The organism is Cupriavidus sp. GW823-FHT06D04, from assembly GCF_058795055.1.
On the sequence record NZ_JBXAHL010000009.1, the window covers coordinates 52,603 to 66,765 of the forward strand.

Annotated in this window: 15 protein-coding genes; 6 read left to right on the forward strand and 9 right to left on the reverse strand. The window is 66.2% G+C overall.

Features of this window, described 5'->3' with window-relative positions; translation table 11 throughout:
- Window positions 1-21 precede the first annotated feature (21 nt).
- Window positions 22-930, forward strand: coding sequence for an alpha/beta fold hydrolase (locus tag AC1Q7H_RS14025; RefSeq protein ID WP_013957124.1), 909 nt, complete (start codon window positions 22-24; stop codon window positions 928-930).
- On the opposite strand, the gene crcB is transcribed toward AC1Q7H_RS14025, so the two are convergent.
- From crcB to AC1Q7H_RS14060, 7 genes are all read right to left on the reverse strand, one after another.
- Complete coding sequence (crcB, locus tag AC1Q7H_RS14030; protein WP_013957125.1) at window positions 880-1,260, reverse strand: fluoride efflux transporter CrcB; 381 nt, start codon at window positions 1,258-1,260, stop codon at window positions 880-882. The genes AC1Q7H_RS14025 and crcB overlap by 51 nt on opposite strands.
- The gene (locus tag AC1Q7H_RS14035) at window positions 1,260-1,778 is read right to left on the reverse strand and encodes a molybdenum cofactor biosynthesis protein MoaE (protein WP_011615581.1); all 519 of its coding nucleotides are present in this window, start codon (window positions 1,776-1,778) and stop codon (window positions 1,260-1,262) included. Before AC1Q7H_RS14035 ends, crcB begins: the two co-directional genes overlap by 1 nt.
- Window position 1,779: 1 nt before the next feature.
- On the reverse strand, window positions 1,780-2,037 hold the full coding sequence (gene moaD, locus AC1Q7H_RS14040) for a molybdopterin converting factor subunit 1 (RefSeq protein WP_013957127.1): 258 nt from the start codon (window positions 2,035-2,037) through the stop codon (window positions 1,780-1,782).
- Between the two features lie 30 nt (window positions 2,038-2,067).
- Complete coding sequence (locus AC1Q7H_RS14045) at window positions 2,068-3,306, reverse strand: molybdopterin molybdotransferase MoeA (RefSeq protein WP_211979848.1); 1,239 nt, start codon at window positions 3,304-3,306, stop codon at window positions 2,068-2,070.
- Between the two features lie 173 nt (window positions 3,307-3,479).
- On the reverse strand, window positions 3,480-4,925 hold the full coding sequence (thrC, locus tag AC1Q7H_RS14050; RefSeq protein ID WP_013957129.1) for a threonine synthase: 1,446 nt from the start codon (window positions 4,923-4,925) through the stop codon (window positions 3,480-3,482).
- A 21-nt stretch (window positions 4,926-4,946) separates the two neighbouring features.
- Window positions 4,947-6,257, reverse strand: a complete 1,311-nt coding sequence (locus AC1Q7H_RS14055; protein ID WP_013957130.1) for a homoserine dehydrogenase — start codon at window positions 6,255-6,257, stop codon at window positions 4,947-4,949.
- A 50-nt stretch (window positions 6,258-6,307) separates the two neighbouring features.
- The gene (locus AC1Q7H_RS14060) at window positions 6,308-7,543 is read right to left on the reverse strand and encodes a pyridoxal phosphate-dependent aminotransferase (protein ID WP_211979849.1); all 1,236 of its coding nucleotides are present in this window, start codon (window positions 7,541-7,543) and stop codon (window positions 6,308-6,310) included.
- 344 nt (window positions 7,544-7,887) lie between these two features.
- On the opposite strand from AC1Q7H_RS14060, the gene AC1Q7H_RS14065 reads away from it, so the two are divergent.
- The 5 genes from AC1Q7H_RS14065 to AC1Q7H_RS14085 all read left to right on the forward strand — a co-directional run bounded on the left by AC1Q7H_RS14065 (window position 7,888) and on the right by AC1Q7H_RS14085 (window position 12,317).
- The gene (locus AC1Q7H_RS14065) at window positions 7,888-8,271 is read left to right on the forward strand and encodes an Mth938-like domain-containing protein (RefSeq protein ID WP_211979850.1); all 384 of its coding nucleotides are present in this window, start codon (window positions 7,888-7,890) and stop codon (window positions 8,269-8,271) included.
- Window positions 8,272-8,398: 127 nt separating this feature from the next.
- Window positions 8,399-8,863: a peroxiredoxin gene (locus AC1Q7H_RS14070; protein ID WP_013957133.1), complete on the forward strand. Its 465-nt coding sequence runs from the start codon at window positions 8,399-8,401 to the stop codon at window positions 8,861-8,863.
- Window positions 8,864-9,291: 428 nt separating this feature from the next.
- Window positions 9,292-10,995: a PhoH family protein gene (locus tag AC1Q7H_RS14075; protein ID WP_211979851.1), complete on the forward strand. Its 1,704-nt coding sequence runs from the start codon at window positions 9,292-9,294 to the stop codon at window positions 10,993-10,995.
- Window positions 10,996-11,130: 135 nt separating this feature from the next.
- Window positions 11,131-11,592, forward strand: a complete 462-nt coding sequence (locus AC1Q7H_RS14080; protein ID WP_013957135.1) for a hypothetical protein — start codon at window positions 11,131-11,133, stop codon at window positions 11,590-11,592.
- Between the two features lie 47 nt (window positions 11,593-11,639).
- Window positions 11,640-12,317, forward strand: a complete 678-nt coding sequence (locus AC1Q7H_RS14085; protein WP_211979852.1) for a C40 family peptidase — start codon at window positions 11,640-11,642, stop codon at window positions 12,315-12,317.
- Window positions 12,318-12,377: 60 nt separating this feature from the next.
- On the opposite strand, the gene AC1Q7H_RS14090 is transcribed toward AC1Q7H_RS14085, so the two are convergent.
- A complete protein-coding gene (locus AC1Q7H_RS14090) occupies window positions 12,378-13,385 on the reverse strand; it encodes an inorganic phosphate transporter (protein ID WP_013957137.1) in 1,008 nt (335 codons plus the stop codon).
- Window positions 13,386-13,398: 13 nt separating this feature from the next.
- Window positions 13,399-14,025, reverse strand: coding sequence for a DUF47 domain-containing protein (locus tag AC1Q7H_RS14095; protein WP_010809517.1), 627 nt, complete (start codon window positions 14,023-14,025; stop codon window positions 13,399-13,401).
- Window positions 14,026-14,163 lie beyond the last annotated feature (138 nt).

Here is a 14,163-nt window from a genome sequence, read left to right on the forward strand (position 1 = left end):
CCTGCCAGGAGAGAACCATCGTTGGACGCTCCCGATTCGGCACCTGCCGGCCCCACTCCGCCGCCCTTCGCCAGCCACCCGGCGCGTGGCGCCTTGCCAGGCTGGCGCGAAACCGGCCAGGGACGGCCGCTGCTGCTGCTGCACGGCTGGTCGGTCACCGGCGAGGCCTTCGACGGCCAGCGGGCGCTCGCACTGGCGGGATTCCGCGTGATCGCACCCGACCATGCCGGCCACGGCCTGTCGCGCGAACGCGACGGCACCACGATCACGGCGCTGGCGCGCGACGTCGCCGGACTGGTTGCGCACCTCGGGCTGACAGACGTGGTGGTGGCTGGCTGGTCGATGGGGGCGATGGTGGCATGGGCGCTGCTGCGAGACCATCCGGGTCTTCCGCTGGCAGCGGTCGGCAGCATCGACATGACACCCAGGCTGGTGACCGATCCGGCCTGGCCGCATGGCCTGCACGGCCACTATGAGATTGCGCACGCCGCGCAGATGGCGGCCCGCATCCGGGCCGACTGGCCCCGGCTGGCGCCGTCGGTTGCACTGGGAATGTGGTCGGCGGGAAGGCGCCCGGAAGGCACCGCAATGCAGCGCATCGCGCACATGGCGGACCAGTGCGATGTGGCGGCGCTTGCCGCGCTATGGGAAGACATGGCGCGCCAGGATTTCCGGGAGACACTGCGCGGCACCGGGCGGCCGCTGTTCCATTTGTACGGGGAAGCCAGCCGGCTCTATGCGCCCGCGGTGGGTGCCGCCACGCTCGCACTGCGGCCCGAGGCGGGATTCAGCGTGGTGGCCGGCGCCGGTCATAGCCCCCACATGGAGCGGCCGCAGGCGTTCAATGCCGCGCTGCTGGACCTGATCGCCAGGGCCGCGTCAGGCCAGCAAGCGGTAAGTCCAGAGGCCGAACGCGGTCAGCAGCAGTGAGCCGCCCAGGTGCAGCAGCAGGTGCAGCGCCGCCCAGCCGTAGTCGCCGGCAATCAGGTTCGCCAGCACCTCGCTGGAAAAGGTCGAGAACGTGGTCAGCCCGCCAAGGAAGCCGGTGATAGCCAGCAGGCGCCATTCCGGCGGCAGGCCCGCGTGCGTATCGAAGAATCCGACCGCCAGGCCGATCAGGTAGCCGCCCAGCAGGTTGGCCGCCAGCGTGCCATAGGGTAGCGCGGGATTGATCGCGTTCCACAGCACCGCGAAGCCCCAGCGCAGCCACGCACCGGCCGCGGCGCCCACGCCCACGGCGACAAAGCCGAGCGGCCCCATCAGGGCTGGCTCCCGCCCTGCTTCTCCGGTGGTGCGCCAGCATCGTCGCCGCTGGCATTGAACGATGCGATCCCCCAGCGCTGGAGGGCGGCTTCGTCAGTCACGCGGGCATCGACCCAGCGCGCGCCTTCCGGGGTGTCTTCCTTCTTCCAGAACGGCGCTTCGGACTTGAGGTAGTCCATGATGAACTCGCACGCGGCAAAGGCATTGCCGCGATGCGCCGACGCCACCGCGACCATCACGATCTGGTCCAGCGGCTGCATCGGGCCCACGCGGTGGATGATGGTCACGCCCAGCAGCGCCCAGCGCGCGCACGCAGCCGCCTCGATCTGCGCCAGCGCCTTCTCGGTCATACCCGGATAGTGCTCCAGCTCCATCGCGCTGACCGCGCTGCCGTCGCTGACATCGCGCACGGTGCCGATAAAGCTGGCCACCGCGCCGACCGCCGGATTGCCGGCTCGCAGCGCCGCGACTTCCGCGCCAAGATCGAAATCCTCACGCTGCACCCTGACGCTCATCTCAGCCTCCGGTCACTGGTGGGAAAAAGGCGACTTCGCAGCCGTCGGCAATCGCCGTATCGGGGCGCGCCACCGCATGGTCGACAGCCATGCGCAGCGCGCGCCCTTCAGCCAGGGTCTCGGCCCAGGCGCCGCCGCGCTGGCGCAGCCACTGGCGCAGCTCGCCCACGGTGCGCACGTCGGCCGGCACCTCGGCGCGCTCTTCGGTCACGCCCAGCTGCTCGCGCACGCTGGCAAAGAATCGGAGTTCAATGATCATCACTGCTTCTGTCCTGGTCGTGCTGGCCGGCTACGCGAGCAGGCCGTCAAACGGAATGAACTGCACGGTATCGCCGCGCGCGATCGCCTGGTTGGGCGGATTGTCGATCAGGCCGTCGCCCCAGACGGTCGAGGTCAGCACGCCCGAGCTCTGGTTGGGGAACAGGTCCAGGCCGCCCTCGGCATTGATGCGCGCGCGAAGGAACTCATTGCGGCGGTCGCCCTTGTTCAGTTCGAAATCCGCGCGCAGCGGCAGGCGCCGCGGCGTCACGCCGGCCACGCCCTGCAGGCGCAGGATGAACGGGCGCACGAACAGCAGGAAGGTCACGAAGCTGGACACCGGGTTGCCAGGCAAACCCAGGAAGAACGCCGGCTCGGCATCGTTGTTGACCTGCCCGAACGCCAGCGGCTTGCCCGGCTTGATCGCGATCTGCCACATGTCGAGCCGCCCTTCAGCCTCGACCGCGGGCTTGATATGGTCTTCCTCGCCGACCGAAACGCCGCCCGAGGTGATGATCAGGTCGTGTCCCTGCGCCGCGCGGCGCAGCGTCTCGCGCGTGGCGGCCAGCGTGTCGGGCACGATGCCGAAGTCGCTGACCTCGCAGCCCAGGTTTTCCAGCAGGCCGCGCAGTGTGAAGCGGTTGGAGTTGTAGATGGCGCCCGGCTTGAGCGGCTCGCCCGGCATCGCCAGTTCGTCACCGGTAAAGAACACCGCCACGCGCACGCGCCGCACCACGTCCAGCTTCGCCTGGCCGACCGATGCGGCCAACCCCAGCGCCTGCGGCGTCAGCCGCGTGCCGGCCGGCAGGATCACGCTGCCGGCTTCGATATCCTCGCCCGCGCGCCGCACCCATTCGCCGGGTTGCGGCACGTGGTTGACGATCACGTCCTCGCCCTCGACGGTGCATTGCTCCTGCATCACCACGGCGTCGGCGCCCCGCGGAATCAGCCCACCGGTGAAGATGCGCGCGGCGGTGCCGGGTTCCAGCGCGGTGCCGACATGGCCGGCGGGAATCCGTTGCGATACGCGCAGCCGCGTGCCGGCAGCGGGCACATCGGCCGCGCGCATGGCGTAGCCGTCCATCGAGGTGTTGTCGGCCGGCGGCACGCGCAGCGTGCTGGTCACGGGCGCGGCCAGCACGCGGCCGTTGGCGTCGAGCGTATCGATGGATTCAACCTGCGCCAGCGGACGGGCGGCGCCGAGCAGCGCGTCGAGCGCCTGGGCCATGGTCAGCATCGGGGGGCGGGAAGGTGCTGCGGCTTGGGTCATGGTGCGATGTGGGAAAGAGTTGGCCCACGAAAAACGGCCCGCGCATTGCCGGCACCCACTTGATTGGGGCAGGCAATCCGGGGGCCGAAGATCGGGCCCGCAGCCTGATTGTAGCGAGTTGGCGCGGGCCCGGCATGCGGCAGCGCCGCAGCGGGCTACACGCACCCGCGCGCTTACAGGCCGGTGTGGCCGGCGATGTAGGCCTTGACCTGCGCGGCGTCGGCGGGCATCACTTCAAAGCGCTGCGGCAGCCTCTCGATGCCCTCGAACCTGGCCGGGCGCTCCGGCTCGTGGCCGAGCGCTTCGCGGATGGTGTCGGCGAACTTGGCGGGCAGCGCGGTTTCCAGCACCACCATCGGCACACCGGCGCTGAGATGCTCGCGCGCCACCTTGACGCCATCGGCGGTGTGGGTATCGATGGTGATGCCGTAGCGCGACGACAGGTCGCGGATGGTGGCCAGCCGGTCCTGGTGCGTGCTGCGGCCCGAGACAAAGCCAAACTGGCGGATACGGTCGAATTCCGGCGTGCCCGACAGGTCGAAGCCGCCCTTCTCTTCCACGTCACGGAACAGCGCCGCCAGCTTGCCGGCGTCCTGGCCCAGCAGGTCGAACACGAAGCGCTCGAAGTTCGAGGCCTTGGAGATATCCATGCTCGGGCTCGACGTGTGGTACGTCTCGGCCGACTTGCGCACGCGGTAGGCGCCGGTGCGGAAGAACTCGTCGAGCACGTCGTTCTCGTTGGTGGCGACCACCAGCTTGTCGATCGGCAGGCCCATCATGCGCGCGATATGGCCGGCGCAGACGTTGCCGAAGTTGCCGGACGGCACGCAGAACGAGACCTTCTGGCCCGGGCCGCTGGTAGCCAGCAGCCAGCCCTTGAAGTAGTACACCACCTGGGCCACCACGCGCGCCCAGTTGATCGAGTTGACCGTGCCGATCTTCTGGCGCGCCTTGTAGTCGAGGTCGTTGGAGACCGCCTTGACGATGTCCTGGCAGTCGTCGAACACGCCTTCGACCGCCAAGTTGAAGATGTTGGCATCCTGCAGGCTGAACATCTGCGCGGTCTGGAACGCGCTCATCTTGCGGTGCGGGCTCAGCATGAACACGCGGATACCGCGCTTGCCGCGCATCGCGTACTCGGCGGCGCTGCCGGTATCGCCCGAGGTCGCGCCCAGGATGTTCAGCTCCTGCCCGGCGCGGCCCAGCGCGTACTCGAACAGGTTGCCGAGCAGCTGCATCGCCATGTCCTTGAAGGCCAGCGTCGGGCCGTTGGACAGGCCCAGCAGTTGCAGCTTGGTGCCGCCTTCCTCGCCCAGCGTGCGCAGGGGTGTGATGTCGGCGGTGTTGTCGCCCTCGCGTGCGTTGCAGTACACCTCGGCGGTATAGGTCTTGCGCGTCAGCGCGCGCAGGTCCTCGGCGGGAATATCGTCGCTGAACTTGCGCAGGATCTCGTAGGCCAGGTCGGCATACGACAGCTTGCGCCAGGATTCGAGCTCATCGGCCGTGACTTGCGGGTACTCGGTGGGCAGGTACAGCCCGCCGTCCGGCGCCAGGCCGCCCAGCAGGATCTCGGAGAAGGTTTGCGGCAGCTCATGGCCGCGGGTCGACTGGTATTTCATCTGAATCTGCCGGTCCGGCCCTTAGTTCAGTTCTTCCATGCGCAGGCGCGTCACGTCGGACAGCACGGTCTGCAGCGCCTCGATCTTGGCGATCGCCGCGTTGACGTGCTTCTCGCGCGTGATGTGGGTCAGGATGATGATGTCGGTCTGCGGCTCGCCTTCGCGCGATTCCTTCTGCAGCATGGCGTCGATCGAGATACCGCCTTCGGCCAGGATGCGGGTGATCTCGGCCAGCACGCCGGTCTCGTCGGCCACGCGCATGCGCAGGTAGTACGAGCTGTTGATCTCTTCGATCGGCAGCACCGGCACGCTCGACAGCTCATCCGGCTGGAACGCCAGGTGCGGCACGCGGTGGTTAGGGTCGGCGGTATGCAGGCGGGTCACGTCGACCAGGTCGGCGATCACGGCCGAGGCGGTCGGCTCGGCGCCGGCGCCCTTGCCGTAGTAGAGCGTCGCGCCCACGGCGTCGCCCTGCACCAGCACGGCGTTCATCGCGCCTTCCACATTGGCGATCAGGCGCGAGGCCGGCACCAGCGTCGGATGCACGCGCAGCTCGACACCGTCGTCGCGGCGGCGGGTGATGCCCAGCAGCTTGATGCGGTAGCCCAGTTCCTCGGCGTACTTGATGTCGACGGCCGAGAGCTTGGTGATGCCTTCCACGTGGGCCTTGTCGAACTGCACCGGCATGCCGAAGGCGATCGCGCTCATCAGCGTGACCTTGTGCGCGGCGTCGACGCCTTCGATGTCGAAGGTCGGGTCGGCTTCGGCATAGCCCAGCTGCTGCGCTTCCTTCAGGACCACGTCGAAATCGAGGCCCTTGTCGCGCATCTCGGACAGGATGAAGTTGGTGGTGCCGTTGATGATGCCGGCGATCCACTGGATGCGGTTGGCGGTCAGGCCTTCGCGCAGCGCCTTGATGATGGGGATGCCGCCGGCCACCGCGGCTTCGAAGGCGACGATCACGCCCTTCTTGCGCGCGGCTTCGAAGATCTCGTTGCCGTGCACGGCCAGCAGCGCCTTGTTGGCGGTGACCACGTGCTTGCCGTTCTCGATCGCCTTGAGCACCAGCTCGCGCGCGATGCCATAGCCGCCGATCAGTTCGATGACAATGTCGATGTCGGGGCGGCTGACCACCTCGTTGGCGTCGCTGACGATCTCCACTTCTCCGTTGGTCAATTCGCGCGCGCGTTCGGTGTTGAGATCGGCCACCACGGCAATCTCGATGCCGCGGCCGGCGCGGCGACGAATTTCTTCCTGATTGCGCTTGAGCACGTTGAACGTGCCGCTACCGACGGTACCGATGCCGAGCAGGCCAACTTTGATGGGGTTCATGGACAATCTTCTGAGTTGCTAAGGATGAATTGCGGCGCGGCCCGCGAAAATCAGGCCGCTGCCTTGCCGTGGCGTTTTCGGTACGCCTCGAGGAAGCGCGCGATGCGGCTGATGGCCTCGCGCAGGTCTTCCTCGTGCGGCAGGAACACGATGCGGAAATGGTCGGGCTTGGCCCAGTTGAAGCCCGAGCCCTGCACCAGCAGCACCTTGGACTCCTGCAGCAGTTCGTAGATGAACTCCTGGTCGTCCTGCACCGGGTACATCGACAGGTCGAGCTTGGGGAACAGGTACAGCGCCGCCTTGGGCTTGACGCAGGTCACGCCCGGAATCGCGGTGATCAGCTCGTAGGCCAGGTCGCGCTGGCGGCGCAGGCGCCCGCCTTCGTTGACCAGGTCGTTGATGCTCTGGTAGCCGCCCAGGGCGGTCTGGATCGCCCACTGGCCCGGCACGTTAGCGCACAGGCGCATCGACGACAGCATGTTCAGGCCTTCGATATAGTCGATGGCCGGGCGCTTGTCGCCCGACACCACCATCCAGCCGGCACGGTAGCCGCACGAGCGGTAGTTCTTCGACAGGCCGTTGAAGGTCACGGTCAGCACATCGGTCGAGAGCGAGGCGATCGAGGTGTGGGTGTAGCCGTCGTACAGGACCTTGTCGTAGATCTCGTCGGCATAGATGATCAGGCCGTGCTCGCGCGCGATGGCGACGATCTCGAGCAGCAGTTCGTCCGAATACAGCGCCCCGGTGGGGTTGTTCGGGTTGATGATGACGATGGCCTTAGTATGCGGCGTGATGCGGGCGCGGATATCGGCCGGATCGGGCATCCAGTCGTTGGACTCGTCGCAGATATAGTGCACCGGCGTGCCGCCCGAGAGGCTCACCGCAGCGGTCCATAGCGGGTAGTCCGGCGCCGGCACCAGCACTTCGTCGCCGGCATTGAGCAGCGCGTTGACGGCCATCACGATCAGTTCGGAGGCACCATTGCCCACATAAATATCGTCCAGGCCAACGCCTTCGATATTTTTTTGCTGGGTATAGTGCATGATCGCCTTGCGTGCGGCGAAAATACCCTTGGAATCAGAATAACCTGCCGAATTTGGCAGGTTTCGCATCATGTCCTGCTGAATCTCTTCCGGCGCATCAAAGCCGAACACGGCCAGGTTGCCGATATTCAGCTTGATGATCTTGTGCCCTTCTTCCTCCATCTGCTTGGCCTTTTCCAGCACCGGTCCGCGGATGTCGTAGCAAACGTTATTGAGTTTGTTGGATTTCTGGATGGGTTTCACGGCGATGTCGGGCAAGCGTAGCGTGCCGCGCAGGCGGCACCGGACTGGGAATCTGGGCGAATCTGAATTAATGCCGAAGCCCCGTGCGGAAGCCCCGCGCCGAGGCGCCGTCCGCTGCAATGCAACGCGAACGTGGCAGACAGGGAGGCAAAAGCTATAATTTATCGGATTATGACAGACTTCGGCAGGGATTCTTGCATTGCAGCGTGCGCTTGCCGCGCGTACGCCAGGCGCCTGCGCACTGTCGTCCATCTTGTCGTCCACACCGTACCCGCCCGGGGTGCCGGCCATCCGCCCCACGGGCCGGCCCGCCAGCCCGTGGCGGCCGCCGCAGAGGCCTCCAAGTGAAACTCCACGCCGACCAGCCCCAGTCGCTCAATACCGTCACGGCCTACGGGCCGGGATACATCGAGATCAACCTCGTCCGTCACACCAACTCGGTCCTGGTCATGCCCGAGGGCGAAGTACGGCCCTGGCCGGTCAGCCGCTTCGAAGACCTGGAGCCCGCGCATTTCGAGCAACTGGTGGAACTCGGCCCCGAAGTGGTGCTGCTCGGCACCGGCTTGCGGCTGCGCTTCCCGCACCCGCGCCTGACCGCATCGCTGTCGCGCCGTCATGTCGGGGTGGACGCCATGGACCTGCAGGCCGCCTGCCGCACCTACAACATCCTGATGGCAGAAGGGCGCAAGGTGGCGGCGGTGCTGTTGCTCGAACCCGAAGCCGCCTGACCTTTGCAAAAGTTGAGCCGGCGCCACGCTTGAAGTCCGGCAGGGCGCCCCAATCTGCCCCGCCAAGGTGGCAGCCCCCTCACCCGATTCTCCCGATCCCCTGCCCCCTCCCCCAGGAGCCACAAGCATGACCGTCAGTCTGAACAAGGCCGTACCCGACTTCAGCGCGCCGATGACCGGCGACGCCACCTTCCGCCTTGCCGACTACCGCGGCAAGACGGTGGTGCTGTACTTCTACCCGAAGGACAACACGCCGGGTTGCACCACGGAGGCCATGAACTTCCGCGACCAGTACGAGGATTTCCAGAAGGCCGGCGTGCAGGTGTTCGGCATCTCGCGCGACAGCATCCGCTCGCACGAGAACTTCAAGGCCAAGCTTGAACTGCCCTTCGAGCTGATCTCGGATGCCGACGAAGCCGTGTGCACGTTGTTCGATGTCATCAAGATGAAAAAGCTTTATGGCAAGGAGCACCGGGGCATCGAGCGCAGCACCTTCATCATCGACGGCAAGGGCATGCTGCGCCACGAGCTGCGCGGCATCAAGGTGCCGAACCATGTTGACGAAGTCCTGGAAATCGTGCGCGGGCTCTGAGGTATCGCGTCGGTATCGACCTTGCCTCGACACGGACGCCAAGCCGGACGTGCTGTGTCGCAACAAGCCGATGGCAAACCCAATTGCCAAACCCAAAACCTTCGGATACATTGGCCCGTAATGAGTTCAGATTCCGGATGCCACGCTGTTTCGACTCCCCGGCCCAGGCGGTTCGCGCCACAGGCCGGTAGCGGACCTGCCGTGTCGGCAGTCCACCAAAGAAGCTGCCGGATCCCAGCCGCCAACCCTGTTCAGCAGGCATGGCGGCTTTTTTGTTTGCAGCCGCGTCTGTCCTCATGCCTGTCCGCACCGGGAGCCTCGCGCATGCATGCCCCGGCCATCGGCCGCCACGCCGTCTCCGACGTATCGCGGCGTCGCGGCGCGGACACCCTCGCCCCCTTCTTGTCCCCCTGAAAGGAAAGCCAAGCATGCCGCTGCCTACCATGCCCGCCAAGCCTGCCCAATTGCTGGATCCGAGCGAGTTTGCTCCGGTCTCCGCGGTGCCCAAGGCCAAAGCCGCCACACAGGGCAAGAAACCTGTGCCGGCGCTCGAGCGTGTGGCATTGCTGGAAACCGGCGACACCGAGGTGCCTGAGGTCCAGGCCCGCGCCGCCGGTGGCACCCGCGCCCGCAGCACCGAGGCCCCGGCCGTGTCGACGCCTGCCGTCACTGCCGCGCCAGTCAGCCTGGTCAAGCCGTCCTCCGGCCCCACGCGCCGCGCCCGCAAGTCCGAAGGCCCGAGCAAGCTGTTCGTGCTCGACACCAACGTGCTGATGCACGACCCGGCCTCGCTCTTTCGCTTCGAGGAACACGACATCTATCTGCCGATGATGACGCTCGAAGAACTGGACAACCACAAGAAGGGCATGAGCGAAGTCGCGCGCAACGCGCGCATGGTCAGCCGCACGCTCGATTCGCTGGTGGGCGGCACCGACGGCGTGCTCGACGAAGGCCTGCCGCTGGCCAAGCTGGGTAACCGCGACGCGCAGGGCAAGCTGTTCTTCCAGACGCGCCTGAACGACATCAAGCTGCCTGAAGGCCTGCCGCAGGGCAAGGCCGACAACCAGATCCTGGGCGTGGTCAGCGCGCTGCAGCAGCAGTACCCCGAGCGCCAGGTCGTGCTGGTGTCGAAAGACATCAACATGCGCATCAAGGCACGCGCGCTGGGCCTGCCGGCCGAAGACTACTTCAACGACCAGGTCCTGGAAGACAAGGACCTGCTCTACGCCGGCGTACTGCAGCTGCCCGGCGACTTCTGGACCCGGCACGGCAAGGGCGTGGAAAGCTGGCAGGATCCGAAGTCCGGCGCCATGTTCTACCGGCTCACCGGCCCGCTGGTGCCGTCGTTCCTGGTCAACCAGTTCGTCTACCTGGAACCGGTCGACGGCAGCCTGCCGCTGTACGCGCAGGTCAAGGAGATCAATGGCAAGACCGCGCTGCTGCAGACGCTCAAGGACTACACGCACCACAAGAACAATGTGTGGAGCGTGACCGCCCGCAACCGCGAGCAGAACTTCGCGCTCAACCTGCTGATGAACCCGGACATCGACTTCGTCACGCTGCTTGGGCAGGCCGGCACCGGCAAGACCCTGCTGGCGCTGGCTGCCGGCCTGGAACAGGTGCTGGACCAGAAGCAGTACAACGAGATCATCGTCACGCGCGCCACGGTGCCGGTGGGCGAAGACATCGGCTTCCTGCCCGGCACCGAGGAAGAGAAGATGCAGCCGTGGATGGGCGCGTTCGACGACAACCTCGAGGTGCTGCAGAAGAGCGACGACAGCGCCGGCGACTGGGGCCGCGCCGCCACGCAGGAGCTGATCCGCTCGCGCATCAAGGTCAAGAGCATGAACTTCATGCGCGGGCGCACCTTCGTCAACAAGTTCGTCATCATCGACGAGGCTCAGAACCTGACGCCCAAGCAGATGAAGACGCTGGTGACGCGCGCCGGCCCGGGTACCAAGATCATCTGCCTGGGCAATATCGCGCAGATCGACACGCCGTACCTGACCGAGGGTTCGTCGGGCCTGACCTATGTAGTCGACCGCTTCAAGGGCTGGAGCCACAGCGGCCATATCACGCTGGCGCGCGGCGAACGCTCGCGCCTGGCCGATCACGCCGGCGACGTGCTCTGACACTGGCAGCCTGCGGCGCGCCCTGCCGGTGGCGGGGCGCGCCCGCAGTGCCTGAGCGCCGCCGTCAACGACAAGCACTTTGGGGCTATGATGGCCCATGTTTGCCGTTGCCCCGCATCCCCACTGGAGGCGTCGATGAATATCCAGCATCTGCCCCGCAGGCATGTGCCTGCCATCGCCCGCAGCCAGCACAGGCAGCGCCTTGCGCTGGCCGTGCTGGCTGCCGCCGGCATCGCGCTGGCCGCGAGCTGGCGCCCGGCCCATGCCGCCGAAGAAGAAATGGTGATCCGCACCATGGGCCCGGTCAGCTACGTCTGCGGCGGTGTCGCCGAGGACGAGCGCCAGGCGCTGGCCGCGAAGGAAAAGGACTTCAATATAGGCATCCTGTTCATCCAGGGTGCAAACGGTGAATTCCTGTCGGACGTGGCGGTCAGGCTGGTGCGCGACGAGCAGGAAGTCGCCAGCTTCAACGCCGCCGGCCCGCGCTGCCTGATACGTGCGCCCGAAGGCAGCTACAATATCGAGGCCAGTTACAAGGGCCAGGCCAAGTCCATCAAGGTCAGCACCGGTACGCGCAACGCCCAGCTACGCTGGTAGCGGCAAGGCTTCCGGTGCGCCGGCAGGCCGGCGACCAGAAACCCAGGATGCCATTGCGCCGTACCCGAATCTCTTCCCATCCATTGCGTGCGCAGGGCCTGCTTGCCCAGGTCCGGCTGCCGCTGCTCTGCGCCACCGCCCTGTTGCTGGCGGCCTGCGCAAGTTCCCCGCCTTCGCGCCATGCCGGCCTGCCGCGCACGCCGGGCAAGCCCATGATCGATCCCAGCGCCGGACTGGAAGAGATTTCGATCCAGGCGATGTCGCTGGTCGGCACACCCTATCGCTACGGCGGCAATACGCCAGACTCCGGCTTCGACTGCAGCGGGCTGGTGCGCTACGTGGTGTCGCGCGCGGCCAATGTGAACCTGCCGCGCACGACCGAGGCAATGGGCGCCCGCGGCAGCTCGCTGGACCGCAGCGAGGTGGCATCCGGCGACCTGGTGTTCTTCAACACCACCGGCCGCGCCAATTCGCACGTGGGCATCTACGTCGGACAGAACCGCTTTGTCCATGCGCCGTCTTCCGGCGGCACGGTCCGGCTGGAGGACATGGGCAAGCCCTACTGGGCCTCGCGCTACAACGGCGCGCGCCGCGTGGTGGCGGCGGCCAACCAGCCACCCGCGTCGGTGGCACCCCCGGCAGCGCCACCGCTGCCTGAGCCCGCGCCGGCCCCCGCACCGCTTCCGGTCGACGACGATCCCATCGCGGCCTTCGCCAACCAGTGAAACGCCCAAACAAAAAGCCAGGCATCAGCCTGGCTTTTTGCTGGTACGGCGGCCCCTGCCTTACAGGATATGCCGCCCGATCCACCATGCGATCGCCGCCATGAAGGCCGATGCCGGAATCGTCAGCACCCAGGCCCAGACGATATTGCCGGCCACGCCCCAGCGCACCGCCGACATCTTCTGCGCAGAGCCGACGCCGACGATGGCGCCGGTGATGGTATGCGTGGTCGATACCGGCACGCCCAGCGCCGAGGCAAAGAACAGCGTGATCGCCCCGCCCGTCTCGGCGCAGAAGCCGCCGACCGGCTTGAGCTTGGTGATCTTCTGGCCCATGGTGCGCACGATCCGCCAGCCGCCGAACAGCGTGCCCATGCCGATGGCCACGTAGCAGCTGACGATCACCCAGGTCGGCGGCTGGCCGCCGGCCACCACATGGCCGCTGGCGATCAGCAGCATCCAGATGATGCCGATGGTCTTCTGCGCGTCATTGCCCCCATGGCCCAGGCTGTACATCGATGCCGACACCAGCTGCAGGCGGCGGAACCAGCGGTCCACGCGCGACGGCGGCGTGCGAAAGAAGGTCCAGCCCACAATCACCATCATCAGCGAACCGAGGATAAAACCCAGCAGCGGCGAGATCAGGATAAAGGCCACGGTTTTCAGCAGGCCGCTGCCCACCAGCGCACCGGTGCCGGCCTTGGCCACCGCCGCGCCCACCAGTCCGCCGATCAGCGCGTGCGACGACGACGAAGGGATGCCGTAGTACCAGGTGATGACGTTCCAGGCGATCGCCCCGACCAGCGCCCCGAACACGACGTAATGGTCGACGATACTGACATCGATCGTGCCGGTGCCCACCGTGGCGGCCACCTTCAGATGGAAGATAAAGATCGCGACGACGTTGCACATCGCCGCCATCGCCACCGCGTGGTGCGGCTTGAGCACGCCCGTGGAAACCACGGTGGCGATCGAGTTGGCCGCGTCGTGGAAGCCGTTCATGAAGTCGAACAGCAGCGCGAGCGCCACCAGCAAGGCGATCACCCACAGGCTCATTTGTATGGTCTGCATGCCGATTGCCGCCTCAGGCGTTTTCCAGGACGATGCCTTCGATGATGTTGGCGACGTCCTCGCACTTGTCGGTGATCGTCTCGAGCTGTTCGTAGATGGCCTTCAGCTTGATCAGGCGCTTGACGTCGGTCTCGTCACGGAACAGCTTGGACATCGCCGAGCGCATCACGCGGTCGGCTTCAGACTCGAGCTGGTCGATCTGCTGCGCGGTCTTCAGGATGGTGCTGGCGTTGCCCATGTCCTCAAGCAGGCCCACCGCGATCTTGACCTGGTCGCAGCACTGCACGCAGATGGCCGCCAGGCGCAGCGCCTCGTCGGTCAGGTTGGTCACGTCGTACAGCGAGATGGTCTCGGCCACGTCTTCCATCAGGTCCAGGATGTCGTCCATGGTCGTGATGAGCTTGTGGATCTCGTCGCGGTCCAGCGGCGTGATGAAGGTCTTGTGCAGCAGGTCGATGGTGTCGTGCGTGATCCGGTCGGCCTTCTTTTCGGTGGCCTGGACGCGGCGCGCATGGGCCTCGGCGTTGGGCAAGTCGTTGACCAGTGCCTGGAGCTCATGGGCGGCGGTCACCGCGCAGTCGGCATGCTGGTTGAAATATTCGAAGAACTTGCCCTCCGTGGGCATGAATCGGCCGAACATGGAATGTTCCTTGTGGCAGCGTGGTGACGCTGCTGATTGTGTTGCAGGATTGAGCGGGCGCGTTGCATGACAGTCGCGGGTGGTGACTGTCATCAAAGCGCAATATTTTACAGGGTTACAGGGACATTGCCCGCGAAT

Bases quoted from the DNA above. Each gene is read 5' to 3' on its own strand.
- AC1Q7H_RS14085 (WP_211979852.1), top strand. From the start codon at position 11,640: ATGCCATTGCGCCGTACCCGAATCTCTTCCCATCCATTGCGTGCGCAG.
- AC1Q7H_RS14055 (WP_013957130.1), bottom strand. From the start codon at position 6,257: ATGAACCCCATCAAAGTTGGCCTGCTCGGCATCGGTACCGTCGGTAGC.
- crcB (WP_013957125.1), bottom strand. From the start codon at position 1,260: ATGGGGCCGCTCGGCTTTGTCGCCGTGGGCGTGGGCGCCGCGGCCGGT.
- AC1Q7H_RS14070 (WP_013957133.1), top strand. From the start codon at position 8,399: ATGACCGTCAGTCTGAACAAGGCCGTACCCGACTTCAGCGCGCCGATG.
- AC1Q7H_RS14075 (WP_211979851.1), top strand. From the start codon at position 9,292: ATGCCGCTGCCTACCATGCCCGCCAAGCCTGCCCAATTGCTGGATCCG.
- AC1Q7H_RS14045 (WP_211979848.1), bottom strand. From the start codon at position 3,306: ATGACCCAAGCCGCAGCACCTTCCCGCCCCCCGATGCTGACCATGGCC.
- moaD (WP_013957127.1), bottom strand. From the start codon at position 2,037: ATGATCATTGAACTCCGATTCTTTGCCAGCGTGCGCGAGCAGCTGGGC.
- AC1Q7H_RS14095 (WP_010809517.1), bottom strand. From the start codon at position 14,025: ATGTTCGGCCGATTCATGCCCACGGAGGGCAAGTTCTTCGAATATTTC.
- AC1Q7H_RS14090 (WP_013957137.1), bottom strand. From the start codon at position 13,385: ATGCAGACCATACAAATGAGCCTGTGGGTGATCGCCTTGCTGGTGGCG.
- AC1Q7H_RS14080 (WP_013957135.1), top strand. From the start codon at position 11,131: ATGAATATCCAGCATCTGCCCCGCAGGCATGTGCCTGCCATCGCCCGC.
- AC1Q7H_RS14035 (WP_011615581.1), bottom strand. From the start codon at position 1,778: ATGAGCGTCAGGGTGCAGCGTGAGGATTTCGATCTTGGCGCGGAAGTC.
- thrC (WP_013957129.1), bottom strand. From the start codon at position 4,925: ATGAAATACCAGTCGACCCGCGGCCATGAGCTGCCGCAAACCTTCTCC.